Origin of the sequence: Cytobacillus pseudoceanisediminis (genome assembly GCF_023516215.1) — a bacterium.
GTDB lineage: Bacteria > Bacillota > Bacilli > Bacillales > Cytobacillaceae > Cytobacillus > Cytobacillus pseudoceanisediminis.
Window position 1 is genome coordinate 2,753,916 of record NZ_CP097349.1, and the last position, 21,522, is coordinate 2,775,437.

The following is a 21,522-nucleotide window of genomic DNA, read 5'->3' on the forward strand; positions in this document are numbered from 1 at the left end:
ACCATCACCCCTTAAGGTGTAACCGGAGCAGTCGCACCTACTTCATAACGGTAAACAGCCGGTTCAAATGGAGAGTAAACAAGCTGACCATCAAGCAGGTTATAAATCTTAAAACCTACCCGGTTAGTACTAGCATAAGTTTCAATTAGCTTCTGCAATTGCATGCCTCCGATAACATCTTGAATGTGGAATGCCTTGAAATCTCCAAAGTAGAATACTGGCTTAGTTGGATCCGTTCCGTCTGCAGCGTCAGTGAAGTCCAATTTATGACCAAGCAATTTGTAACCAACTCCGTCAGTTGCATCTTGGTGCAATAGTGGCCGACCAGTTGTATCAGTCATGTCTTCCAAGATAGTTAAAGCAGCACGGTTTACAATCCACATGGATTTCTTTAATACTTCCGTAACCGGTTGGCCTTTGAATTTCACCAATTGTGAGTATAGTTTTTGAGAGTATCCAGCTGCAGTAATATCAACAGGAGTTGTTTCGTAAAATGCTACAGCTTTTTTAGCTAATGCTCCAGGGTTTTCATTCCCAACATCATCACCGTTAAACATGTAGTTTGTTTCTTTACGGACATAAGCTTTTTTCAATTCGTCAATTACAATTGTTTCGACTGGTGCACCAGACATATTTAATAGTTTTTGAGTAACAGTAGCAAGTGCATCAAATTCAGCAGGGCTCAATAGAATTTCGTCAAACTCAATTGTAGTTTCAGGAATAGGGTTTCCAGCTGCACGTTCTTTCTTGTTAACGTTAGCATCGGCTTTCTTAACAAGAACTGGATATTTTACATTTCCCTTTGTTTTATGAACGGATCCATATTTTCGAAGCAAGTTTTCTTCTTGGGCATAAGTAATAACCTCTGACGCAACAACCTCTGGTACCGTTACTGAGCCATTCCCTGTTTCAATCCCTAGTGAACGAGCCTCAGCTTCAGAAATCTTACCTGCTACAAAGTTCGCAAATGCAGAACGAATCTCTTTTTCTTTCTTTTTTGTGGATTTAGAACCACGAGTGGAAAGCCCCTTTGAAATGGCAGTCATAACTGCTGAACGTTGTTCAGAGGAAATACCAGCTGAACGCTGACCTTCATCTTCACCTTCTTCATCACCCGATCCTTCTTCTCCATCCTCCTCACCGCTACGGCCTTCCTCACCTTCACCAGCACCAGACCCTTCCCCTGATTCCTCACCTGCTCCTTCGCCTTCTTCATCTTGCATATTTGCAAGAGCATCGGCAATATCTTGTGCTTCATCAGCAAGCTCTTGGACTTCTTGTTGAACGGTTTCTAAATCTTCTGCACGTACTTCATTATTTTCAAGTTTAGAGCGAAGATCAGTAAGACGCTTCTTGTTTCTTTTTTGCATGGCAAGTAATTGTTTTTTATTCATTGTCCAAAACTCCCTTTATCTGATTTAATATTTTGATCCGTTGTTCTACGGTTTTATCTACCTCTTTACTCCTCACCAAAGTCACTTCAGTGTCTTCATAGGCAGGTATAGATACTACAGAAATTTCATATAGTTCAACCTCGTGAATGGTCCTTAAAGCTGGCTCTACAGAATAATCCCAAGTTTCCTCAGTTGCAAAGAAACCGAAGGAACATTGATTTATATCTCCTCTGGACATGCTCTCTGCTAAATCATTGGCAAGGGAGGTGTTTGGCAACTCCACTTCAAATTTGAGCCCTCTATCGTCCTCTGACAGCCTCAACGTGCCACTTTTCGTTCTTCCTAAGACATTGTTCCAGTCATGGTTGAACAAGGCCCGTATATCGCTGTTTGTAGCGATAGAATTGCTAAATGCTCCAGGCATAATTATTTCCTCAAAGAAATCTCCAATGCTCGTCTTAGAATTAAACACGGCAGCATAACCGCTGATAACGGCCGGCTGATCATTAACCGCATCCCGCGTCCTCAAATTGGTGATGTCAATTGTCCTCAGTTCCCTTTTCTTCGTCATTTCCATCACCTCCCTTCAAGCTATCATCAGTTGCCTTTCTTAAATCCTCTCCTGCAATTAAATCTTTAGAGACATATAGCTTAGTTGCTTCAGGTGTATTTAACCTGTCAGCACCCAGCATTTCTCTTGAGTCATCTGGAGTGAATACCATGGTCCTTACCAAGTTGTAGGCAATGTTTGTTTTTGTGCTATATGGTACAAAGTCAAGAATATTAATCTTGAATTTAATACGCTTTTCGGAATTTGGTCCAAAAAAGAAGACTCAAATGGTCCTCGAAATTTTTCATTATGGGCTTCACGGCTTTGTTATGAAGATACATCATAGCTTTTTCCAGATCAGAGATTGTAAGTTTAATATACGTATCCACATTGATACCTAAAAACTTACCAAGGTCTTTCTTATAGACATTTAGATAAGCTAAAATTTTGTCATCTTCAATGGGACTTTTCATTGTATCGATGGTATACCCTTTTCCAAGTGGAATCATTTTAACTGATCGTGATTCGTCAATAGCTTCCAGTTGGTCAAGAATAGCTTTTATCAATTTTGACTGGGCAGCGTTTTGTGGGTTGATGTGTGCATCCAGTTTAAGCAAGAAGGCTAATAAACCACCTTTAGAGTATTTTTCCGTCAGAACCTTTTCAGCGCTCATAACGCCCTCCAGAGTGTTCTTGCCAAGCTGTAAAAGTCCCACTCCTTTAAGATGATCCGTACCGATATTTTTAATATGACGAATCATAAAGGCTGGAATCTCGGTACCGCCAATTTTGTAATGCTCTATCAATCTCTCATCTAATTCAGTATAGACATTAGCTGCCAAATGAAGTTGATTAGCATCCAGGACAGGAAACACTTCACCATGAAGTAGATATGAATTAGTCATCAGCTTGAAAAATTCAGACCTTGTCAAATAATGATTAGGCTTTTTAAGAACTTTCAGGGCAGGATCGTTTCTTACTTCATTTCCTTCTAGATCTTCCACAATAATTTCAGCCAACATCATCTGATTGCTAATGTCCTGTAGCAATTCATAAACGTCACTTGATTCGAGAATGTTATCATCATTAACATACCGACCACCATAACGAATAGTACTTGAGTAAATATCCTCAAACCATCCGCGTTTTTCGGCTTGCTTGTAAAGGTAATTTGAAAACCTGTCTCGCAATCCCAATTTTTCACCGCCTTTCTATGAAAATATAAAGAGGTTGTTAAACCACCATATATCCGACTATTTGAATGTCCGTATTATGCTTCAATCGAAAGTCATCATCGTATGTTTTAGCATAATACCGAGCCTTGTTTTCCAGGTCTTGAGTATTTGTAATTACTTCAATGGCACCACTAGGCAACTTTACAGCCATAGAAATAATTTTTAGATCATCTTTCTTACTCACTTCTTTAATAAATTCTTCTTTCATTTCTCCCACTCCTTATCTATAAATTTCACTGATTAAATCATCCATTCCATTTTCATCTATGTCATCCATAAGCATCATGGTTTCTTTATGAGCAACTAAAAAAGCCACAAATCCATCAATCTTCTTTTTGGACTGTCGCTTACTCGGAGCTTTCATGCCATTCATATTCGTAATAACGACCACATTCAGAGCGCAATATACAAATAACGGATTATCTGTATACAATCTTTGCTCATAAATGATTCGTTCAGCATCATCAACCATCGCATTCATAACTGATGGGTATTGGTTAACCGCTAAACACTCTATTCCAAGGTTTTCACATTTCTCAATAAGCTTCTGGGACATGGCAGGATCATAGTTAATCTGCTGAACATCATATAAATCCATACATTCAGTAATGTATTCAAGTACCTGGTCCTGATCAATCATCTTTCCATCACAGAATTGGACATAACCGCGCTCTGCTAAATCGGTATAAGGTACATTGTCCTCTTTTTCCCTATGCTCAATATCTGCATTCGGAATAAAGTACATTTGTTTAACCTTTATGATCGACTTGCCTTCATCATCATGCAGTGGAAAATTCAAACTCACACAAGTTAAGTCAGTTGTTTTCGATAAATCCAAACCTAGATAACAGGTCTCGCCAGCCAGGTCCCCAAGATCCTTAACAAGAACATGTTCGACCTGGTCTTGTTCAAAGAAGTTATCAGCTCCATTTACAAATACATTCAGATGCTTGGATAAAAACTCCGCCTTCTTATGAGCAGAACGTGCAGCTGTAATGAATTCTGATTCTAATGCACTCATAGAAACAGAAACACCGATATTAGGATTGACCATTGCCCAGACTTTTCGGTCTGTCCAGTCATACCCTTTGTTCGGCTCGTAAATCATAACAAAGTTTGAATCGTTGTCATCATTCTTTAGAACTTCTTTAGCTTCCCGGTACACACGCATCCCCACAGAGGAGGACCCTTTACCTGCAGTAGAGATATTAAACATGATTGGCTCATCACGTGCAACCTGAGCTGACTTGAAGTTGTCGTATTGATCCATGTTCTCTTGCTTATGAAGCTCATCATTTAAAACAAAGTGAGGGTTTGAGCCCTCAATGGAATCAATGTTTTTAGACATAACAATAAATTGATTCTGATATGCCAATCCCTCGAAAATATAATCATACGTAACAGAGGAGACAGTACCTTTCGGACCTTTATATACGGTTGATGCATTCATAAGAGCATCATGGTTTAAAATTGTTGCAGCGAATGGCTTTGCTGCATATTGGGCCTGGTTAAAATCACTGGCACAACAATAACAATCCGCACTTAAGACGCCTTCTCCAAACATGGAGTAGCCCAGGGCACCCACAGCAACCAACGTTTTACCGTTTTTCTTGGGTATCTGTATGTAACATTCCCGAGTTACACGGACTACTTTGCCTTTTTCATTCTTGTGAACCCATCCATAAATCCATGAATAGGCGAACTTCTCCCAATCTTCCAGAATAAATGGCTTACCAGCTAAGTCGCCTTTCGTATGACGGACGAAGGTTTCTACCCAGTCCATCATTTCATTGGCTCGATCTACATCAAACCAAATGTCTTTTCGCTTCTTCCATTTGTACCACCGATCTATCATTTTTTTGATAGTATCAGGGTATTTCTTTGGATTCCTTCTTACCTTTTTTGCAAAAATATCAGCGTAATTTACTCCGCGTTCAATCATTTTACATTCCGCCATTTATTTCGATGGGCTGTAAGTTCATCCTCCACTGGTTCCGGCTTTTTTAACTCCTCCTCTTTTCGAACAGAAGATCCGCCAGTAACAATTTTCCCTGGCTTAGACTTATTGGTTAAACCCAGCAAATCAAGAGCCTTTGTTTTTTTATCTGACCAGGTCTCAACCTGCTGCGCAAGAGGATGCTTTGAGTTGTTTGTGGCACCGGCTTTATTCGTATGCCGCTGCGTTGCTGGGTACCCTTTTTCTTTCCACTGCAAAAACATCGTCATATAAATTTCATAGATATCAAGATAGGATTCTATCAACGGATCCAGGGTGAGGGTGTAAATTTCGGCATCACGCATTACCTTTAAAATTCGCTGCTTCTCTGTCTCTGTTTTTTCTGCAACGATTTTTTGACGCTCCTTTTTTGTGGCCATTTTTTACACCCCCTTTGTTTTTTTCAAATTTCATCCAACGATACGTTTTCCGCCCATGCTACCCTATCTTCCCACCGGCCCAGATTTAAAATTTGGCAGGGGGCTTGAAAATATTTTGGAAAAACCGGCTGAACTTTTTCTTTATCTTTATTTTCTTCAATGATGTGACATTGCGGACAAAGTAGCATGAGGTTGTTTTCATCCAGCTTCAATGTTGGATTCTTTTTTATCTCAATGATGTGATGGACGTGAGCTCTTCTGCCATGTACAAATCTGCCACAGTTCTGACAGCAGCCACGTTCTCTTTCATAAACAAAAGACCTGGTATCTTTCCAGGCCTTCGAATTATAGAACTGCTTATTGTCATGATGGTAAATGTGTTTCTTCTTTCGCTTCTTCTTTAATGACTTCTTTGACCTCTTGTGGTCCTCACAGTAAGTGCCACGACTTATCTTGTTCCTGCAGCCATTGAAATCACAGTACTTCATTCAGCATCAGACAATACTTTAATAATGTCATCTTTCTTCTTAACTTCTGCTGGGATTTCAACATTATGCTCAGCTGCATATGAGCGCAGTTCCTTAATTGTCATATCTTCTAAATTAATTACAGTAACTGCAGTAGCATCTGGCTCCTTCGCACTATCAACATCCGTAATCATACTCTCAGGACTAACAGCTACATTAAAGTTCGGCTCTTGGCCTGCTGGTACAAATAAACTTCTCTTTTCTTTCGTGTCCCAGTACTCAGTTCCCTGCGCAGTTCTTCTGATTTCTACTTTCACCATTTAGCTCCCCTTTGCTGAAGTTTTTTGTAAATCACAATTCCAATGAATTTAAATGTAGTAACAATATACGACTGTTCGGACTTCACTGTTATCTTAAACACCGCAACGCCTCCTTTAACAAAAATAAAAAGCACCCCCGAAGGGATGCTTTTAGCTTATTTATTTATTTATTTTTTTGAAATCAATTTTATTAGGATTTATTGATTCAGGACCTATTATATATAAAGCTTCGCCAGTGTCTAACTTTTGCTCAATTTCATAAACTCGTACTTTATCATCATTGAGATGAAAGGAATCACCAAGGCTAAACCCATCCCAATCATATCCAAATTGTTGCTCTCTTACCTGAAGGGCTGTACCATCAAATATTAAAACTTGATTCGATACCTCTTCATCGGAAAAGTAAATTATTTTGATTTTTGCTTCATCTTTTACTTTCAATACTATCACCTCCTCCTGCTATTCGAACATATTCGACAACTCGGAGGATGGTTCCTTCAATCATTGGAAGTCACTTTCTTCTAACAGCGCCATTCACTCTTTTATAAGTATCACGCCTGGTACCCATAAGATCTTCTAAGTCTCTTCGACTAAGCTTTTCCTGGCTCTTTGGTTTTTCTTCTTTATCCTCCGCAAACCTTCTTAGCTGATTAAATTGTTGAATATGCGCCTTTGTTAAATGATCAGCAAACTTCATGAGCCCCACCTCTTTTATGCATAGAAAAAAGACGCTGCTGGACCCGATCAGCAACGTCTTCATGCACAGGTTAACCGCCCCGTACCAGCGTACTCTTTAAAACAGACAGGCAAACCAACCTATCAGCCATCGTCCTGCCGTTTCCGCAACAGGATTAGATGGGACTAAGATTTTGTCGTTAATATCATAATATCAGGTTTAATCCAAAACAAACTGCCATAAGTCTGCCAAAATCCTGCCAAAATATTGCCGTTAAGTACTTAATCAAAAAGATAGAGGATTGACATGTCACCATCAGTCTCATCTTTAATTAACTCATTATAATTTTCAACATCGTACTTAACAATCTGTAAATTAAGCAATTCAAGTATATAATCAGCTAAATCATCTTTGGCATTTCTGTTTTCATTTTTTGGCTGGAAGTTTATTCGCCTATTAATGCTGGCAGTAAATAAATCTGCTACTTGTAAAAACCTTTCAATCTTTGAATCTATTGGCATATAGGTATTTAACTTCAGTCTATCTTCATATTGCATCTTAAGATTATCAGTTATTTTTTGAGATAGCTGTTCAATATGAAACCGACTTTCATCCCCTTCTTTATCTTTTATGTAGCTAATTTGTTTTGGGAAATCAATACGCCCTGTTCTAACCTCATGATCAATTCCAATACGAATCATCTGATAATATAATTCATCCAACAAATCTTGGATCCTGACTTTTCTTAATTTAGTTCTATTAACACCAATAGCTTTAAAGCTAAAAACATCGCCAAGACCCACTGCTTTATTAAAAAACTCTTTATAGGCTTCAATATTTGAGCCATCATTTTTTAAATCTTTAAAATGAAACTCCGAAGGGAAATTTGGAAGGATTTCTTTAAATTCATTGATCCAATCAATTAATCCTTTCTTTATTTGTCCGTTCCTTAAATCATCTAAAATCCAAAAACCACCTACAATAAGATATTCATCTGTCTTACCTGTTTCGTCTGCATAGATATGAACAATTGGCAGAGCTGGTTTTGTTGCAATTTGATATTCTGACTCTTCCTCAGCCAATGCTTTTCTGTACTTTCTGACCTTCTCATCAGTAGGCAAATAAAGTTTGTATTCATTTTGAATTTTCGCCCGTGCCCTTGCAATTGTGGTAAGCCTTTGTAATTTAAATAATTGTTGATGTGAAACCGAATTACCTGTATGTCCCTCAAATATCTCCCAAAACTTTATCATTAAAGCTATATCTGAATTTCTAGTCTCATCAAAACGATTTAATATTGCGCCAACCTTTTGAGTTACATGTTTAGTTTCACCATTCTGCACAGCCTCCCAGAGTGCTGCTGCTTTCTTAAGCCTTTCAGCCTCCTTTATGGGATCTACCTCTTCCTCTGCTGAATCTTCATCACTCTCGTTAAGTACTTCATCTTCTATTTCTGACAACAATTTTTCTTTTTCATCCATTAAATTCACCCTCCAGAATTAGTCATATATAACTATTTTCTTTATTTAAACTGATTTTCCTTTAATTTACTTTTATTTTCACACCCAATTACCCATATCTTATATTGTGTGTAATTCACTGGAATGCTGAATCCCTTGTCACACATATATTTAAAGCATTTCTTAAAAATGAATTACACATTAGTAAAATGAGGGTAATCGTGTAATAAATGAAATAAAAAAAGCACTACAGGTATAAAACGCTGTGTGCCTTTAAATCTTAAATGACTTTATTGCCTGGTTCATCATGTCATCACTAATACCAATATATCTCAGGGTAAATGCTGGGTCTGAATGGTTAAGAATCTTCTGGAGTAATGCTACGTCTCCGGTTTTTTTATATAAATGATATCCAAATGTCTTTCTCATTGTATGTGTTCCAATATCATCTAAGCCCACATAATCAGCAGCATGCCGAAGAATTTTATAAGCCATACTTCTACTGATAGGTCTATTTAACCCTTTTCTACTCCTGAAAAGAAATTCATGATCTTCTTTACCCTCAATATACCACTTGAATTCTCTTTGAAGTTGCGTGGTCATATCAATTCGCTTTTTCTTTTTGGTCTTTATTTCAATGATGTTAAAATATGATTTTTTCACATCTCTGACTCTTAGCTGCAAAATATCAGAAATTCTTAGCCCGGAATTAATTCCTGTTACAAATAGCATGTAGTTTCTATCTGATTGTTCCTTTAAGAACTTCTTCATGTATAAAATCATGTCTGGATCGCGAATAGGCTGTACAAAGTTCATGCTCCAGTCACCGCCTGTTCTTCGTAAACTTCTAACCTTAGTGCAAATGCAAGCTTATAAAAAGCCTTGGATTTGTGACGCTGATACGTCCTCTCGCTCATATGAAGTTCATTAAACACCTGGTAATCATAAATTTCATCTTCCGTCATATAGCGCCGTATAATAATGGCTCTCTCTTTATAAGCAAGACGATTTACTGCCATGGAGATTCGCTTTATATATTCACTACGTTCTCTTTCATATTCTGCATTCTTTATTGCAGCTTGTTCAGTGGATGAATGGAATTGATTTGTATAGGTTGGAAGTTCCAAAGAGAAATGTTGTGTAACTTTAGGCAATTGATTCAATTCCTGTGTTAATAGCATAATCCGATACTTTTCTAAGGCATTTTCCACTTTCCTTTTTGTTTCATCGCGATTAATTACAGCTAATTGAAAATCTAATTGTTCCCTCATTCTCTAACCCCCTGAATTTTGATAAAAATATAAAAGGGCACCAAATAACACCTATGCGTTATTCAGTGCCCTCGGTTTTTCCGTTAGGCTCTTATATTCATTTGTATATTTTTGAAATTGCTTTACCTGAAGCATTTACACTTTGGTCAAATAACACCATTAATCTATAACCTTCATTTTCTGGCAATAATTTAGAAATTTTATAAATTTCTTTTCGATTTTTTTGTATCTTTTCTATTTCTGGCTTTGCGTAAAGAAATTTTCTTGCTACTGTAACCAACTGCTCTACTTGTTCCATCCTACACCTTCCGTTTCACCGTCGTTTCTAGACGATCAACCTTTCCTCCAAGGGATACAATAAGAGTTTCACCGTAATCTGGGAGGTCATGTACTATAAGCCGGCCGTCTTTTACAACATACATTTTTGTATTATCCATTAAATCGATTTCAACTGTGTTTCTTTCTATATTAGGTTTCACCATGACCCCTCCCAATGGGTTATAATATATTTGGGTGGCCGGGAGAAGTCCTGGCTTTTTTTATTTCCCGTATCGAGCTTCTGTGCCTTTTTTGCTTCTCCATCGATAATCCGTACCAAGGTTTGCAAAAGTGGTGTCGGACTTTTTCACATTCTTTGCTGGTCGGATAGGATGCTTTTTGATGTATGCCTGACGCTCTTCCTCTGTCATAACCCAGACCTCAACTTTACCGATCATCAATAATCAACTCCCTTATCTTCTGTATATTTACATATCAGGGCAAATCCTTTACAATAATCCCTGGAGAGTTGCAAAAACATGGATCAAATGGGAAGACCCCAACCATTGCGCAGCTCTCTTTTTGTTTGTCTTTTAATCAACTCTCCTATCATTTTTTAACAAACATTTACAAGCTTGCTCAATTTTATTAATGAACTCATGCTAATTTATATTCAGGTGTACATTTCAAAACATAACTGAAAGGATATTAACTAATGAAAACAAGAAAATCCTTCTATAATATCACACTTATTTTTTGGTTAATTTCTACTTCTTATTTTCTTTATAAGTATTCTTTAGATGCTGGATACTGGAAAAACCCTCTATTAATCTCTGTCTTCTTTTACATAGTCGCCATTGTAATTAACAAAGGCTTTAACAAACTAATTACTTGTATTGCTGTGTTCTATTTCGGATTTGCCGTGTGGTTCATTATTGATTTACTATTAGCTATCGGTGATGTACTTTCAGTACAATAATTGAACCTTTCAAAAATGGATACACTTCTATCATTTTGTTTTCTTTTTCTTTATCACACATAAACTTCCTGGGCATATAGTGATGAAGTAAGAACTTCCAATTCGTGTCTACCTACGGATTTCCCCTTTAACTAGGGGAATTTTTTATTTCAGATCTTTATCGAACTGCGACTTAAAACCCCTCACCTTATTCCTGCTATCCAAAAGTTTGTCTATATAATACAATGTTGATAGTTAGGAACCTTGGAGGGATAAAGTGGATAATCAATTTGAGAAAAAATTCAAAGTTACATTACTAGCACTACTAGCTATAATTGCTTTTAGTCTTGTTTACATAGGCTATTGTCTTACTATTGGATTTTCTAGAGTTTCAACAAAGTTATTTGAACTTAGTGGTGTTTTATCCAGTTTATTAGGGGGCTAATGCCTCTTTTTTATTTCGCAATATAGGTCAAATGTATATATCTGTAATTAAATGGAAATTTTATTTATACCGAGCAAGGCCAACTGGCATAGATCAACCCACTTAAGATTCCGGACCTTGCTCGCAGCCTATACGTATATTTCCAAAAATAATGGGCAAGCTGTACATCAGAGTAGGGGCACCCTTTCATGTTTTCCACATTGAAAAAGTTTCTGCCCTTACTCGTATCTTCAGAGGTGATATCATGCTCAATTGGATTGATCAATACACTTTAACAAATATATATTTCGTATCACTTGGAGTTCCAAGTATTTTGGCAGCTTTATGGTTCTTAGCTGTTATTTTGACTTTTAGAGCTGAGAAAAAAGGTAAATGAAACTGATTGCTTATTCTATTTTCCAAAAGCCCCGCACCATTAAGTATTTATTTATATTTATTTGAACAGCCCTACTACTCCATGTGGTATAATTATCCAAAAACATTAGGAGAATTATACTTAATGACTGCTACTCTTGTGACAATCCTTCCACTTTTATTATCCATAGCCCCTATTTTGTTTATTGTTTGGTTCCTAATTAAAATTCTAAAGATACAACAGGAGAAGAATATTATTCTTAAATCTATCTCGGACAAGCTTGATAAACTAAAGAATTAGACGGGGAAACTCGTCTTTTTTACTTCGTAGTTTATGTCAAATGTATACTTCTGCAATTAAATGGAAAGTTTATTTATACCGAGCAAGGACACAACCCCATTCTTTAACCCCATAAGATTCCGGACCTTGCTCGCACCCTTTTTGAATTATTGGCATATAATACAGGGCACACATTCCAATACCCTAGAATCTTGCCGCGAGCCTGCGGCTTCTTTTTGTCAAGAATGCATAAAGCAATTTAGCCCGGCATCATACCTATGTGAGCAAGGGCTCTTCCACTTCAGACTCCATATTTCTGACCTTTGCTCAATCCTATATAGGTTCGTGTTTTTTAGAGTAAGGGCAAATCAATTTCTCCTACAGCCTTTCAGCCCTTACTCGCAACACAATACTTATTTTGTTAATCAAATATCCAATTTAAGTTGACCCGTAATTTCCTCAACGTGATCATTCCACGCAATATGACCATAGATATTGTCAGAATCAGCAGGAACAAAGTATGTCTGCTTTAAATGTCTGCCCAAACCATTACTGCCGTACCATTTAGAAATCCGTTTTAAAACAATACCTGGCTTCCATCCATATTGCTTTTCATAATGAGGTGAGGTGTTCTTCAGCAATACATATTGCTTTTGTTCTTCTGGAGGAATTCTATCTTTTGCATCCATCTAGGAACCTCCTTTACTCTTTTGTTTCCCTCCAGCTCTGGCCATCCAGCCACCGTTCAATGCTTGCTACAAAGATATCTAATCCACCAGATATACCTTTTTTATCAATGTGGAGGGCATATCCAGAGAAATCTGACCCCTGATAAAAACAAACGTCCTTGTACTTCTCATGCTTCCGGACCAGCAGACGTTCTTTTCCTCTGAAGAACTCCATCTCCTCGCCCTGCTTTAGATCGATGATTTGATCTTCCAGGGCGAAGGAGAATAGATCTAATTGCTTCACACCTCTAACAGCTCAGGATTTTCGTGTATATTACCGATTACTTCAAATTCATCAGTTTCAAGGTAGTATGGCATTAATAAATATCCTGCTCCATTGGCTGCCTTAACTGCCCACATCGTTTCATGCCAATAAATCCGACCAACTATTTCAACTGTTTCATGGATTTCGTTTCTACTGCAATCCGTATATGAAATTCGAGTCCACTTTACAACATCAGCATCAACAACCTCTTTGCCGTTCTTGTCTTTTAGGCCGATATATTGCCCTACCGTTTCTTTATCAACATGATATTGAACGGAACCACCGATTAAATTTTGCGGGAGGATATAATGCATTCCGGCACCTGTTTTTACATGGCTACCATGCACCCAATCGCCAGTTAAAACCTCTAAGCCACGATATTTGATTTCTCTCATTACGAACCTCCTGTTATTAGGAAACTTAATACAAATTTTGTTTATCCTTTCAGCACACCAGCAGATACAAATAAATTTCTCCAAGCTCTGGCTAATCTTTCCTTACGACGACGGGCAAGTGATTTTCCCAAACGTCTTTTCTGTTTAATTTTGTTTGCCATCTGATACACCTGCCTCCTCATTTCTTGACTGGAGCTCCCTAGCTGCAGCATAACGATCTTTCATTCTGGCGTATTCATCTTTTGCAATATCATAAAGTTGCTGATTAGTAGCCTTTGATAAATCCATGTCAGCACACCCACTTTACATCCCTTTCACTTATCTTAAAAATGCTGTGATTTTCTTGGCATTCAACCGAACAATATAAAACTTCATCAGTTGTCACCAAAAATGATTTTCCACAACATGAACACTGGCTATTTTTTCCCATTGAGTTACCTCACTACAGATTTTGTTGATGGTTTACTCTCCTTTTAAGCCTGTTTTCCGTCTGTCTATGAGATCTTGTCGAGCAAGGTGAATGAGAGCAAGCAAGACTTCATCTGGATCTCTTTCAAAATAATTTCCAATCCAAGTAATGCTAAATTCTCTATCCCATAAATCCTTGAGTACAACGAGCTCAGCATCATCCCAAATAAAGTCCAACTCTTCAAGAACAATCACTGTTTTCCTCCTGGCGTCCCTTAGAAGAGATTCCTTCCGAAAACCCATCAACTCACTTCTTTCACAAGTCTTGCGCCTTCAAGTTCTGCTTTTCTCATGGAGATTCTTTGGCAAAACTCCTCAAACCTTTTATCCTGAGCCGGTGCTGGTCCACAGTTGGGGCAGTTATGATAAACAATTGAAAAACTGCCCACCTCATGAATAACGTGTGTGCCATTGCATAAATTACACATGCTTTTTTGCTCCCTTCTTCAATCGCCAGTCAGTACCTTCAGTTTCTAACAAAAATTCATCTGCTTGACCTATAAGTCTGCTTGCAGCTGCATAGCCTATCTTTTCGGCAAGGCTTCCTCGATCTTCGTTTGAATTAAACACAATTGGCTTCTGAGATCTATATCGCTCATTGATGATGGTGTAATACATTCTTTCTCTTGGTTCTGTCCAGTTCACTTTTCCAATGTCATCCCAGATAAGAACGTCTGCATTTAGAACGTTTCTCAGCAATTGGTTATAAGATTCACCTTCATCACTCATCATTTTTGCTTGCATCAATTGTTCCATGAACATAACATCAGAAACGATCACAACGTTGAACCCGTCTTTGATTAGCCTCTTAGCCAAAGAAACTTGTAAATGCGTTTTACCAATCCCGTAGTTATTATGTTTTTGTTTAACCGCAGGCCTTTCAGAAGATGGCAATTCCTTTAGTCTTTGTTCACCAAAAACAGCTACAAAACCGAAATTCCAAGACGGAATGTTCTTCTTTTTACGTCCTTCTGTGTCAGTTTCAATTTCAAAAAGCTTAAGATAATCAAAGGTTGATTGATACATAGCTTCTTGTTCCTGTGATAGACGCTGGTAATTTTCAAAATTTGCATTCGTAAATTCATCCGGAATCATAGAGTTTTTAAATCGCCTTTTCCATGCGTTTCTTTCTCGGCAATCACACGGCCTGGCAACATCATAGCCATCTTCATTCTTGTAAAGAATAAATTCAGTGTCTTTACAAACTGTGCAATTATAATTATCCGCCCCATGCTCTTCTTGCTGCTTCTGCTTCTCTGATGGCCTGTTCTGCATTTTTTGGTGCAGGTCTGCCAAAACCTGATCCATGCTTGTAAACCTTTGATCGTTTCTCATTATTCGCATCCCCTTCACCTTGATTTTCCATGAATTTATCGAGTATATATCCAACACAGTAGCCGAGGCTGTTAATACGATCTCGATGATGTTTAGGCTCAAAGGTGTCAAACCTTTGCTTAAGTAGTGAAAGAGCTTCATCCAGAGGAACGGTCGAGAGAATTTCAGCAGCAGCATCCTCATCTTTCGGAGAGTGGGCAAACCCATGGCCTCTTAGAGAAATAAATTGATTAATGAGCGTTGCTCTATTAGCTGCTTCTTTTTCTTTTTCTTCTTCTTTTTCTTCTTCTTCTTCTTTTTCTTGTCCACTTATCGTGGACGTATCGTAAAAACCTTGATCTAATAAGGTTTCACTTTTTTACCATTTTTTTCAGTACGTATCGTGAACGAATCGTAAATGAATTTGATCTCTTCCTTCTCGATTCGTTCACCTACAAATGAGATAAGGGAAATATCCTTCACATTTTTAAGTTCAGCCCTCACACAATCGAGTACTGGCTTTCCTCCTCGATTGAAGTTGTAGCGCCCCCAATTTTTGATAGCAATTTCCCTTGTCTCAGCGTTATAGAGGACCAATTTATGGTGATTAATAAACCGATCTAGAAGGGCATTGACGCTTTCTGGGGAATACCCCATGTCAAATGCCATTTGTTTTTTTGTAATTTGGTAGATTCCAATTTGAGTAGTATTAGAGTTAGTCAGCAGGTAAAGGAAAAAGTATTTATCTTCTGCTGTCATTTCCTCAACTACTTTAGGATCATCCCAAAAGTCTGTGTGGATCATTCTAAATTTAGCCATTTTCTTATCCTCCCTTTAGTCTTTCGCAAACAGCAAAACCATCTTTAATTTTTAATAACTTGTAATCTGGATAGCGAGTTAAATATTTCCGCACTTGGTCTAAAAAAAGATGCTCGGGGAGCAATTGCTCTATTTCGAGCAGCCAGTTTGGAAGTACCACACTTGAATGATCGTTAAATGATCGCATCAATGTTCAATAAAAATGTGAACATGATGATTTTTACTTTCAGGAAGACTATCTTTAATTTCCTGAGCCACTTCCCTACATTCAGAGACACTTTCTGCAGGAATGAATGCCCAGTGCACTGTTTGAAAGTTCTCATTCACTTGGATAGAAAAATCAACTGAAAAGAGCATAACTTGTCCATCCTTTGCATAAAATTTAATAAGATGTTCAGCAAGTCAGATTCTTGCTGAGAGTATTAGCCATATGCTAATATGAAATTAATCAACTTTTTTGTTTCCCTATCTTGCAGTGAGCTGTGGTGAGCTTGCTGCTTTTTTCTTTTTGTTTAATGTTTTAAATCCTATCTCTTCATAGACTTCTAACAAACTGGTAAGAACATTTTCTGCAGTGAATTGCTTCGGGTATTGCTTATGAAGTTCAGCCAAAGATTTTGCTTGCAATCCCATTTCGAAATACTTCTCTCTCCTTTCGCTCACTTTTTCACGCGCCTTTCTGTAGCAGTAAAATCCCCAATCAGAATACCCATGATAAACACAAGCTGAGTTCCAAGAATCATTGCAAAGACATAACCTAGATCCACTAATTAACCCTCCTTAGAGATTTTGAATTTAGCAGCCCAATCAATTTTTACACCTTGGCTTTTTAGCTTGCTGATCAATTGATCTAATTTCTGTTTCTTAGTTAAAACCATGCTATCCATCCTCCAATTATCGGCATTAGTTGCTGAATTAAATTAATCCCGTCCAGTCCATACATAAATGCAACAGCTACTTCTGGAGATTGAGTGTTTGTCATCCATGCTTGAAACAGCGACATTGTTGGTTCTTTTCTATCAGATTCGTATTTTGAGATGTCAGACTGATTGATAAATAGTTTTTCTGCTAATTCTTCCTGGCTGAATCCAGCCCGTGTCCGACACGCCTTTAATATCGCGCCGAATTTCATATGTAATTGATCACCTCCTTATATTCCAAAATGGAATACTTTTCAAAGGAAAATCTTGCTAATATTTAATTAAGAAATCTTCCTAGGCTTCCAATTTTCAATGAAGTTGATAACTGACAACATTTCATCCCGGGTAAGCTCTTTGTAGCTGCTGACGTTATATCTGTGTTTTATATCCCGGTAAAGTGCTGAAAAGAGTTTCGATGATTCATCTTTATTACGTGAAAGCTTATAGACCCTTTGCGTTACGCCGTTTCTCAAACGCTTTTGTTCACCAGGGTAAAGTGTTTGGCTGCTCATTTTGAATTGGCCACCTTCTCACTTCTGGCTTCCTTTTGCTGATCAGAAAGACTCCTGAGCAGTCCAGGCAATAAATATTTGTTTACCGCCTGGGCCAATTTATCAGCTGGAACTTTGATCATGGAAAATCGCCTCCTTAATAATGTTTATGTGGTTTTGATTGTCCGTTATTGCTACATTAGATTTGCGCTTCTTAATTTAACCTGCAGTTAAATTGGTGGATAAAAAATTTTATCCGGAGTTGTTCCTAAGATCTTGGCTATTCTAATAGCCATTTCATATGAGAGACCACGCTTGCCATTTTCAATCATCCAATAATATTGAAACGACACATCCAACTTTTCAGCCATTGATTTACATGAAATATTTTTGTGTTCTCTTAGTTTCCTTAAATTGTCGAGATTCATTAACTCACCTCTCATTTAACTTGTTGTTAAATACATATTAATTTAACCGTAAGTTAAAGTCAACAAAATATTTCACATTTAGTTAAATTTATGTATTTCAGTATCCTACCTATTCCGTTTAACGATTAGTTAAATTATAATTACATGAGAGGTGAAGACATGTGTTAGGTGCCCGTTTAAAAAAATTAAGAGCAGAGAAAAAACTTACGCAAAGGCAATTGGCTGATAAGATAAATGTTACTCATGTATCAATATCCGGATATGAAAATGGAAATCGGAGTCCTGATACTGAAACATTAGAAAAATTAGCCGACTTTTTTGAAGTATCTGTTGATTACTTACTTGGTAGATCTAGTATTTCAAAAGGTTCTGATTTAGATGAAACATTTGACTCCCTTGCAGAAATAACCAGGCTAGTTAAGGAATACGGCATTGAACAGATTGGGTTTTTTGACATAGAAGAATGGAAAAAGCTTACTCCTGAAGATGTGGAGGATATCCGCAATCACTTTGAATGGGTTGCACATAAGGCTAAACAGAGGAATAAAGAAGATAAGTAAGCACCTAAACCAAGAACTGGATAGGTGCTTTAGTTTTATAAAAAATGAGCCTATATCACATAAGAAATAATAATATCCAATACACTAGGTTTTAAATCATATTGCAGAAGGGAACGTATGTTTGTATAATAATGTCAAAAGGAGGCATATTATGCAAGCAACAACCCGCCTTTATCCCACCACAGCACTTGAAGATTGGGTTACAGATTTTTATAGCCGATTAGGAATCGTGAAGCCAGAACATATTAAAGAGGAAGTTATCGCAAGAAAATGCGATATATACATTCACAGAAAGCCTCGATCATCTTTTTATGAAATCGTTGGCCGATATAGAGGAATTACGGTTGATAACAGAGTGTTACCGTCAATACAGCGTGAAATGTTTTTCCATGAGCTTAGTCACATTTTAAGGCATGCTGGAAATCAGCTAATGATGCCAAAAGCATTCAAGGAACTCCAGGAAAGAGATTCTTACCATTTTACCAGATATGCAGCAATTCCCCACCACATGATTCATTTTATAGACCTGGAGGATCCTTATGTTATAGACCAGATGACAAGTTTATTTAAAGTAACACCAGAGCTCTGTATAGAAAGATTAATGCAAATACAGAAAAGAATGAAAAGAGATGTGTGGTGAAAAAATGAAAGCTGCAGTTTATGCCCGTGTTTCAACAGATGAACAATTTAGAGAAGGATATAGTATCGATTCTCAGAAAGAAAATATAATTAACTTTATCAAATCACAAAGCTGGGACGTTTATGATATATATACCGAAGAAGGATATAGTGCTAAAAACTTAAATCGCCCAGCCATGCAAAGACTAATCAAAGATGTAAAAGATCGAAAGTTTGATGTAGTAGTATTTTACAAGCTTGATAGATTGGTTCGTTCAGTAAGTGATTTGGATAAGCTGCTGCAATTGTTTGATGCAAATAAAATTGCAATTAGATCAGTGACTGAACCTTTTGACACGACCACAGCGATGGGTAGATTCTTAATTACACTAGTTGCTGCTATTGCACAATGGGAAAGAGAAACCATTTCAGAACGAGTTGTAATAAATATGACCAAGAAGGCAAATATGGGGGAAAGAAATGGTGGTAAAGCTCCCTTTGGTTACAATTTAAAAGATGGTTTGTTAGAGGTTAATCCAGAGGAAGCAAGATTTGTAAAAGAAATCTTTCGTATGTACACTTCTGGAAAGGGTATGAGGTCAATTACCTTATACCTAAATCAATTTGGAATTAGTAAAGACATTAGAACTATTGGCAGAATGATCGAAAATCCTGTATACGCTGGAAAGCTTAGATGGGCCAACAATTCGAAGATGGACGCCATTGTATCTGAAGATATTACTCATACACCTATTATTGATCTCGAAGTTTTCGAGGCAGCTCAAAATATGAGAATAATTCGAGCTACCGATGGAAAGAAAGCAACATCGCCATTCCATTTTTCTGGTGTGTTAAAATGTGCTCGTTGTGGATCTTCCCTCTCTGGTTATTATAAAAAAGCAAGAAAATCAAAGCATTATGTCTGCATTGCAAAAAAGAACAAAGGCACATGTGACCTCCCCATGTTTACTGAGAGTGCATTAACGAATGAGTTCATTAATAATATCTCTCCAGACGATCCTGAAAAGTTTTTTCGTTTAACAAAAGACTTTGATTTTAATACTCCTGAAGAAACAGATCAAAATGACCTTATTAAAGAGCTAGAAAATAGCCTAGCTGCTATAAAGACACGAAAAAAGAATTGGCTAATGGCACTAGGAAATGGAGTAATTACACAAGATGAATATATTTCGATGACTCACGAGGATACAAAAAAGAGGAGTTATTGAAGGAACAACTGAAGGAAATTTCTCATGACCAAGTTTCCCTAGATAAGGAGACTATATTACAATTATTGAAAAGCATCTCCCAATTATGGATCACTGCAACGGACTTTGAAAAGAAATCTTTTATTAATGACCTTTTTCCTCTATCATAGTCGATGTCCCACAAAGTTACACCAGAGGTCGAGGTAAGACCCCTTCTGTAATTATTGATGAGGTAAAGCTTAGGTCTTAAAAGATTCCTTTGTAGGCGTTATGTGTGGCAATGGCCATGAACCTATTCGGACACGGCATTGCATTATCCGGGGATTTTATAATCCAGGCTGCACCGAAGTTAACTGCCGATGCAGCCGGGCTTCCTGTCGGGGAAGTCATATCAGCCAGTATTCCGCTTGTTATTATTATGGGAGCAGTGACAACTATTACAGCTTTTTATCTTATAAAGAGAGACATGAAAAGCGGAAAGCTGAATGCAGCAACAGGACTCAACGTGGATACCCCTGCCGAACTTCAGTCTGACGCCAGTCAACAACATTTGCTATCACTTAATCAAAAGCGTTTTTTTGCCCTATTCATTCCTGTCTTATTTGCTGCTGATGTTGCTGCCATGTTTGCACTCGACCTCCAGGGCGGTGACGCAACAGCTTTAGTAGGCGGGACATCGATTTTCATCCTTCTGATGATTTCGCTATCTGCACATCGGAATAAAGGCCTTGAAAAAACAACTGGCTATTTAGTTGAAGGCTTCCAGTTTGGTTTTAGGGTTTTTGGCCCTGTAATTCCAATTGCAGCTTTCTTTTATCTGGGGGACGCTGGATTTACTCAAATGATAGGAGACTTTCTGCCAAAAGACTCTCATGGAATCGTTAATGATCTTGGAGTTGGCCTGGCATCCGCTGTACCTTTAAGCAAAGAAGTAGGGGCCATTACATTAACAGTGGTTGGCGCCATTACCGGCCTGGACGGATCTGGTTTTTCCGGCATATCACTTGCCGGCTCGATTGCAAGCCTGTTCGCGGCAGCCATAGGCACAGGCGCGGCAACCCTAACAGCTTTAGGCCAGGTAGCCGGAATCTGGGTAGGCGGAGGTACGCTTGTTCCTTGGGCCCTCATCCCTGCAGCAGCCATCTGTAATGTAGACGCTTTTGAACTGGCACGCAGGAATTTGCTTCCGGTGACAATTGGTTTAATTGTGACAACTATTGCAGCCATGTTTCTCATTTAAAAAGCAGCAAAGAGACTATCTGCG

30 protein-coding genes and 4 pseudogenes are annotated in these 21,522 nt (G+C 37.8%); 5 read left to right on the plus strand and 29 right to left on the minus strand.

From position 1 onward, the window contains the following. Positions 1 to 11 precede the first annotated feature (11 nt). From M5V91_RS14720 to M5V91_RS14795, 16 genes and pseudogenes are all read right to left on the minus strand, one after another. Positions 12 to 1,394: a phage major capsid protein gene (locus M5V91_RS14720; RefSeq protein ID WP_284521301.1), complete on the minus strand. Its 1,383-nt coding sequence runs from the start codon at positions 1,392 to 1,394 to the stop codon at positions 12 to 14. After that, positions 1,387 to 1,965, minus strand: coding sequence for an HK97 family phage prohead protease (locus M5V91_RS14725; RefSeq protein ID WP_284521302.1), 579 nt, complete (start codon positions 1,963 to 1,965; stop codon positions 1,387 to 1,389). The genes M5V91_RS14720 and M5V91_RS14725 overlap by 8 nt, the downstream gene beginning before the upstream one ends. Next, positions 1,934 to 3,140: pseudogene (locus M5V91_RS14730) on the minus strand (phage portal protein). Before M5V91_RS14730 ends, M5V91_RS14725 begins: the two are co-directional and overlap by 32 nt. 37 nt (positions 3,141 to 3,177) lie before the next feature. After that, the gene (locus tag M5V91_RS14735) at positions 3,178 to 3,387 is read right to left on the minus strand and encodes a hypothetical protein (protein ID WP_284521303.1); all 210 of its coding nucleotides are present in this window, start codon (positions 3,385 to 3,387) and stop codon (positions 3,178 to 3,180) included. A 12-nt stretch (positions 3,388 to 3,399) separates the two neighbouring features. After that, complete coding sequence (locus M5V91_RS14740; RefSeq protein ID WP_284521304.1) at positions 3,400 to 5,121, minus strand: terminase large subunit; 1,722 nt, start codon at positions 5,119 to 5,121, stop codon at positions 3,400 to 3,402. Continuing rightward, positions 5,118 to 5,555 carry a P27 family phage terminase small subunit gene (locus M5V91_RS14745; protein ID WP_284521305.1) on the minus strand — a complete coding sequence of 146 codons (438 nt, stop codon included), beginning with the start codon at positions 5,553 to 5,555 and terminating at the stop codon, positions 5,118 to 5,120. The genes M5V91_RS14740 and M5V91_RS14745 overlap by 4 nt, the downstream gene beginning before the upstream one ends. A 98-nt stretch (positions 5,556 to 5,653) precedes the next feature. Further along, positions 5,654 to 6,043: pseudogene (locus M5V91_RS14750) on the minus strand (HNH endonuclease); the annotation flags it as partial. Continuing rightward, the gene (locus tag M5V91_RS14755; RefSeq protein ID WP_284522280.1) at positions 6,040 to 6,339 is read right to left on the minus strand and encodes a Rho termination factor N-terminal domain-containing protein; all 300 of its coding nucleotides are present in this window, start codon (positions 6,337 to 6,339) and stop codon (positions 6,040 to 6,042) included. The gene M5V91_RS14755 and the pseudogene M5V91_RS14750, both read right to left, overlap by 4 nt. Positions 6,340 to 6,501: 162 nt before the next feature. Then, on the minus strand, positions 6,502 to 6,783 hold the full coding sequence (locus M5V91_RS14760) for a hypothetical protein (protein ID WP_284521306.1): 282 nt from the start codon (positions 6,781 to 6,783) through the stop codon (positions 6,502 to 6,504). Positions 6,784 to 6,853: 70 nt separating this feature from the next. Beyond that, on the minus strand, positions 6,854 to 7,039 hold the full coding sequence (locus M5V91_RS14765) for a hypothetical protein (RefSeq protein ID WP_284521307.1): 186 nt from the start codon (positions 7,037 to 7,039) through the stop codon (positions 6,854 to 6,856). A gap of 260 nt (positions 7,040 to 7,299) precedes the next feature. Beyond that, a complete protein-coding gene (locus M5V91_RS14770) occupies positions 7,300 to 8,499 on the minus strand; it encodes a DUF3800 domain-containing protein (protein ID WP_284521308.1) in 1,200 nt (399 codons plus the stop codon). 252 nt (positions 8,500 to 8,751) lie between these two features. Further along, positions 8,752 to 9,294: a tyrosine-type recombinase/integrase gene (locus M5V91_RS14775; protein ID WP_284521309.1), complete on the minus strand. Its 543-nt coding sequence runs from the start codon at positions 9,292 to 9,294 to the stop codon at positions 8,752 to 8,754. Beyond that, a complete protein-coding gene (locus tag M5V91_RS14780; RefSeq protein ID WP_284521310.1) occupies positions 9,291 to 9,749 on the minus strand; it encodes an ArpU family phage packaging/lysis transcriptional regulator in 459 nt (152 codons plus the stop codon). The genes M5V91_RS14775 and M5V91_RS14780 overlap by 4 nt, the downstream gene beginning before the upstream one ends. A 97-nt stretch (positions 9,750 to 9,846) precedes the next feature. Next, positions 9,847 to 10,047: a hypothetical protein gene (locus M5V91_RS14785; RefSeq protein ID WP_284521311.1), complete on the minus strand. Its 201-nt coding sequence runs from the start codon at positions 10,045 to 10,047 to the stop codon at positions 9,847 to 9,849. 1 nt (position 10,048) lies between these two features. Next, a complete protein-coding gene (locus M5V91_RS14790) occupies positions 10,049 to 10,231 on the minus strand; it encodes a DUF3954 domain-containing protein (protein ID WP_369425879.1) in 183 nt (60 codons plus the stop codon). A gap of 57 nt (positions 10,232 to 10,288) precedes the next feature. Continuing rightward, on the minus strand, positions 10,289 to 10,468 hold the full coding sequence (locus tag M5V91_RS14795; protein ID WP_284521312.1) for a hypothetical protein: 180 nt from the start codon (positions 10,466 to 10,468) through the stop codon (positions 10,289 to 10,291). Between the two features lie 774 nt (positions 10,469 to 11,242). Here M5V91_RS14795 and M5V91_RS14800 point away from each other — a divergent pair. Further along, positions 11,243 to 11,410 (plus strand): hypothetical protein, encoded by a 168-nt coding sequence (locus M5V91_RS14800; RefSeq protein WP_284521313.1) that lies wholly within the window; start codon positions 11,243 to 11,245, stop codon positions 11,408 to 11,410. 1,059 nt (positions 11,411 to 12,469) lie between these two features. On the opposite strand, the gene M5V91_RS14805 is transcribed toward M5V91_RS14800, so the two are convergent. The 13 genes and pseudogenes from M5V91_RS14805 to M5V91_RS14865 form a co-directional block, all read right to left on the minus strand. After that, positions 12,470 to 12,733, minus strand: coding sequence for a hypothetical protein (locus tag M5V91_RS14805; RefSeq protein ID WP_284521314.1), 264 nt, complete (start codon positions 12,731 to 12,733; stop codon positions 12,470 to 12,472). Between the two features lie 13 nt (positions 12,734 to 12,746). Beyond that, positions 12,747 to 13,016, minus strand: coding sequence for a hypothetical protein (locus M5V91_RS14810; RefSeq protein ID WP_284521315.1), 270 nt, complete (start codon positions 13,014 to 13,016; stop codon positions 12,747 to 12,749). Then, positions 13,013 to 13,432, minus strand: a complete 420-nt coding sequence (locus tag M5V91_RS14815; RefSeq protein ID WP_284521316.1) for a YopX family protein — start codon at positions 13,430 to 13,432, stop codon at positions 13,013 to 13,015. The genes M5V91_RS14810 and M5V91_RS14815 overlap by 4 nt, the downstream gene beginning before the upstream one ends. A gap of 41 nt (positions 13,433 to 13,473) precedes the next feature. Then, positions 13,474 to 13,593 (minus strand): DUF3983 domain-containing protein, encoded by a 120-nt coding sequence (locus tag M5V91_RS14820; protein ID WP_284521317.1) that lies wholly within the window; start codon positions 13,591 to 13,593, stop codon positions 13,474 to 13,476. Next, positions 13,577 to 13,720, minus strand: coding sequence for a hypothetical protein (locus tag M5V91_RS14825; RefSeq protein ID WP_284521318.1), 144 nt, complete (start codon positions 13,718 to 13,720; stop codon positions 13,577 to 13,579). Before M5V91_RS14825 ends, M5V91_RS14820 begins: the two co-directional genes overlap by 17 nt. A 174-nt stretch (positions 13,721 to 13,894) precedes the next feature. Beyond that, positions 13,895 to 14,095 (minus strand): hypothetical protein, encoded by a 201-nt coding sequence (locus M5V91_RS14830; RefSeq protein WP_284521319.1) that lies wholly within the window; start codon positions 14,093 to 14,095, stop codon positions 13,895 to 13,897. Between the two features lie 225 nt (positions 14,096 to 14,320). Further along, the gene (locus M5V91_RS14835) at positions 14,321 to 15,235 is read right to left on the minus strand and encodes an ATP-binding protein (protein ID WP_284521320.1); all 915 of its coding nucleotides are present in this window, start codon (positions 15,233 to 15,235) and stop codon (positions 14,321 to 14,323) included. A gap of 437 nt (positions 15,236 to 15,672) precedes the next feature. After that, positions 15,673 to 16,033: pseudogene (locus M5V91_RS14840) on the minus strand (replication protein); the annotation flags it as partial. 465 nt (positions 16,034 to 16,498) lie between these two features. Next, positions 16,499 to 16,696 (minus strand): hypothetical protein, encoded by a 198-nt coding sequence (locus M5V91_RS14845; protein WP_284521321.1) that lies wholly within the window; start codon positions 16,694 to 16,696, stop codon positions 16,499 to 16,501. Positions 16,697 to 16,901: 205 nt separating this feature from the next. Beyond that, positions 16,902 to 17,165 carry a helix-turn-helix domain-containing protein gene (locus tag M5V91_RS14850; protein ID WP_252221162.1) on the minus strand — a complete coding sequence of 88 codons (264 nt, stop codon included), beginning with the start codon at positions 17,163 to 17,165 and terminating at the stop codon, positions 16,902 to 16,904. 69 nt (positions 17,166 to 17,234) lie between these two features. Continuing rightward, positions 17,235 to 17,465, minus strand: a complete 231-nt coding sequence (locus tag M5V91_RS14855) for an ORF6C domain-containing protein (protein ID WP_252221161.1) — start codon at positions 17,463 to 17,465, stop codon at positions 17,235 to 17,237. Continuing rightward, a complete protein-coding gene (locus tag M5V91_RS14860) occupies positions 17,462 to 17,587 on the minus strand; it encodes a hypothetical protein (protein ID WP_284521322.1) in 126 nt (41 codons plus the stop codon). Before M5V91_RS14860 ends, M5V91_RS14855 begins: the two co-directional genes overlap by 4 nt. Positions 17,588 to 17,674: 87 nt before the next feature. Beyond that, positions 17,675 to 17,872, minus strand: coding sequence for a helix-turn-helix domain-containing protein (locus M5V91_RS14865; RefSeq protein WP_284521323.1), 198 nt, complete (start codon positions 17,870 to 17,872; stop codon positions 17,675 to 17,677). Positions 17,873 to 18,033: 161 nt separating this feature from the next. On the opposite strand from M5V91_RS14865, the gene M5V91_RS14870 reads away from it, so the two are divergent. From M5V91_RS14870 to M5V91_RS14885, 4 genes and pseudogenes are all read left to right on the plus strand, one after another. Further along, positions 18,034 to 18,432 carry a helix-turn-helix domain-containing protein gene (locus M5V91_RS14870; RefSeq protein WP_284521324.1) on the plus strand — a complete coding sequence of 133 codons (399 nt, stop codon included), beginning with the start codon at positions 18,034 to 18,036 and terminating at the stop codon, positions 18,430 to 18,432. Positions 18,433 to 18,583: 151 nt separating this feature from the next. Then, positions 18,584 to 19,072, plus strand: a complete 489-nt coding sequence (locus tag M5V91_RS14875) for an ImmA/IrrE family metallo-endopeptidase (protein WP_284521325.1) — start codon at positions 18,584 to 18,586, stop codon at positions 19,070 to 19,072. A 4-nt stretch (positions 19,073 to 19,076) separates the two neighbouring features. Then, on the plus strand, positions 19,077 to 20,279 hold the full coding sequence (locus M5V91_RS14880; protein ID WP_284521326.1) for a recombinase family protein: 1,203 nt from the start codon (positions 19,077 to 19,079) through the stop codon (positions 20,277 to 20,279). Positions 20,280 to 20,523: 244 nt separating this feature from the next. Beyond that, positions 20,524 to 21,498: pseudogene (locus M5V91_RS14885) on the plus strand (hypothetical protein); the annotation flags it as partial. Between the last annotated feature and the right edge of the window lie 24 nt (positions 21,499 to 21,522).

What these genes read in the sequence shown, in the direction of transcription:
- M5V91_RS14855 (WP_252221161.1), bottom strand. Translation starts at nt 17,465, where the DNA reads ATGAGCAGCCAAACACTTTACCCTGGTGAACAAAAGCGTTTGAGAAAC.
- M5V91_RS14850 (WP_252221162.1), bottom strand. Translation starts at nt 17,165, where the DNA reads ATGAAATTCGGCGCGATATTAAAGGCGTGTCGGACACGGGCTGGATTC.
- M5V91_RS14720 (WP_284521301.1), bottom strand. Translation starts at nt 1,394, where the DNA reads ATGAATAAAAAACAATTACTTGCCATGCAAAAAAGAAACAAGAAGCGT.
- M5V91_RS14835 (WP_284521320.1), bottom strand. Translation starts at nt 15,235, where the DNA reads ATGAGAAACGATCAAAGGTTTACAAGCATGGATCAGGTTTTGGCAGAC.
- M5V91_RS14785 (WP_284521311.1), bottom strand. Translation starts at nt 10,047, where the DNA reads ATGGAACAAGTAGAGCAGTTGGTTACAGTAGCAAGAAAATTTCTTTAC.
- M5V91_RS14825 (WP_284521318.1), bottom strand. Translation starts at nt 13,720, where the DNA reads ATGGATTTATCAAAGGCTACTAATCAGCAACTTTATGATATTGCAAAA.
- M5V91_RS14875 (WP_284521325.1), top strand. Translation starts at nt 18,584, where the DNA reads ATGCAAGCAACAACCCGCCTTTATCCCACCACAGCACTTGAAGATTGG.
- M5V91_RS14805 (WP_284521314.1), bottom strand. Translation starts at nt 12,733, where the DNA reads ATGGATGCAAAAGATAGAATTCCTCCAGAAGAACAAAAGCAATATGTA.
- M5V91_RS14765 (WP_284521307.1), bottom strand. Translation starts at nt 7,039, where the DNA reads ATGAAGTTTGCTGATCATTTAACAAAGGCGCATATTCAACAATTTAAT.
- M5V91_RS14735 (WP_284521303.1), bottom strand. Translation starts at nt 3,387, where the DNA reads ATGAAAGAAGAATTTATTAAAGAAGTGAGTAAGAAAGATGATCTAAAA.
- M5V91_RS14740 (WP_284521304.1), bottom strand. Translation starts at nt 5,121, where the DNA reads ATGATTGAACGCGGAGTAAATTACGCTGATATTTTTGCAAAAAAGGTA.
- M5V91_RS14820 (WP_284521317.1), bottom strand. Translation starts at nt 13,593, where the DNA reads ATGGCAAACAAAATTAAACAGAAAAGACGTTTGGGAAAATCACTTGCC.
- M5V91_RS14775 (WP_284521309.1), bottom strand. Translation starts at nt 9,294, where the DNA reads ATGAACTTTGTACAGCCTATTCGCGATCCAGACATGATTTTATACATG.
- M5V91_RS14770 (WP_284521308.1), bottom strand. Translation starts at nt 8,499, where the DNA reads ATGGATGAAAAAGAAAAATTGTTGTCAGAAATAGAAGATGAAGTACTT.
- M5V91_RS14790 (WP_369425879.1), bottom strand. Translation starts at nt 10,231, where the DNA reads ATGGTGAAACCTAATATAGAAAGAAACACAGTTGAAATCGATTTAATG.
- M5V91_RS14780 (WP_284521310.1), bottom strand. Translation starts at nt 9,749, where the DNA reads ATGAGGGAACAATTAGATTTTCAATTAGCTGTAATTAATCGCGATGAA.
- M5V91_RS14725 (WP_284521302.1), bottom strand. Translation starts at nt 1,965, where the DNA reads ATGACGAAGAAAAGGGAACTGAGGACAATTGACATCACCAATTTGAGG.
- M5V91_RS14745 (WP_284521305.1), bottom strand. Translation starts at nt 5,555, where the DNA reads ATGGCCACAAAAAAGGAGCGTCAAAAAATCGTTGCAGAAAAAACAGAG.
- M5V91_RS14860 (WP_284521322.1), bottom strand. Translation starts at nt 17,587, where the DNA reads ATGATCAAAGTTCCAGCTGATAAATTGGCCCAGGCGGTAAACAAATAT.
- M5V91_RS14880 (WP_284521326.1), top strand. Translation starts at nt 19,077, where the DNA reads ATGAAAGCTGCAGTTTATGCCCGTGTTTCAACAGATGAACAATTTAGA.
- M5V91_RS14815 (WP_284521316.1), bottom strand. Translation starts at nt 13,432, where the DNA reads ATGAGAGAAATCAAATATCGTGGCTTAGAGGTTTTAACTGGCGATTGG.
- M5V91_RS14865 (WP_284521323.1), bottom strand. Translation starts at nt 17,872, where the DNA reads ATGAATCTCGACAATTTAAGGAAACTAAGAGAACACAAAAATATTTCA.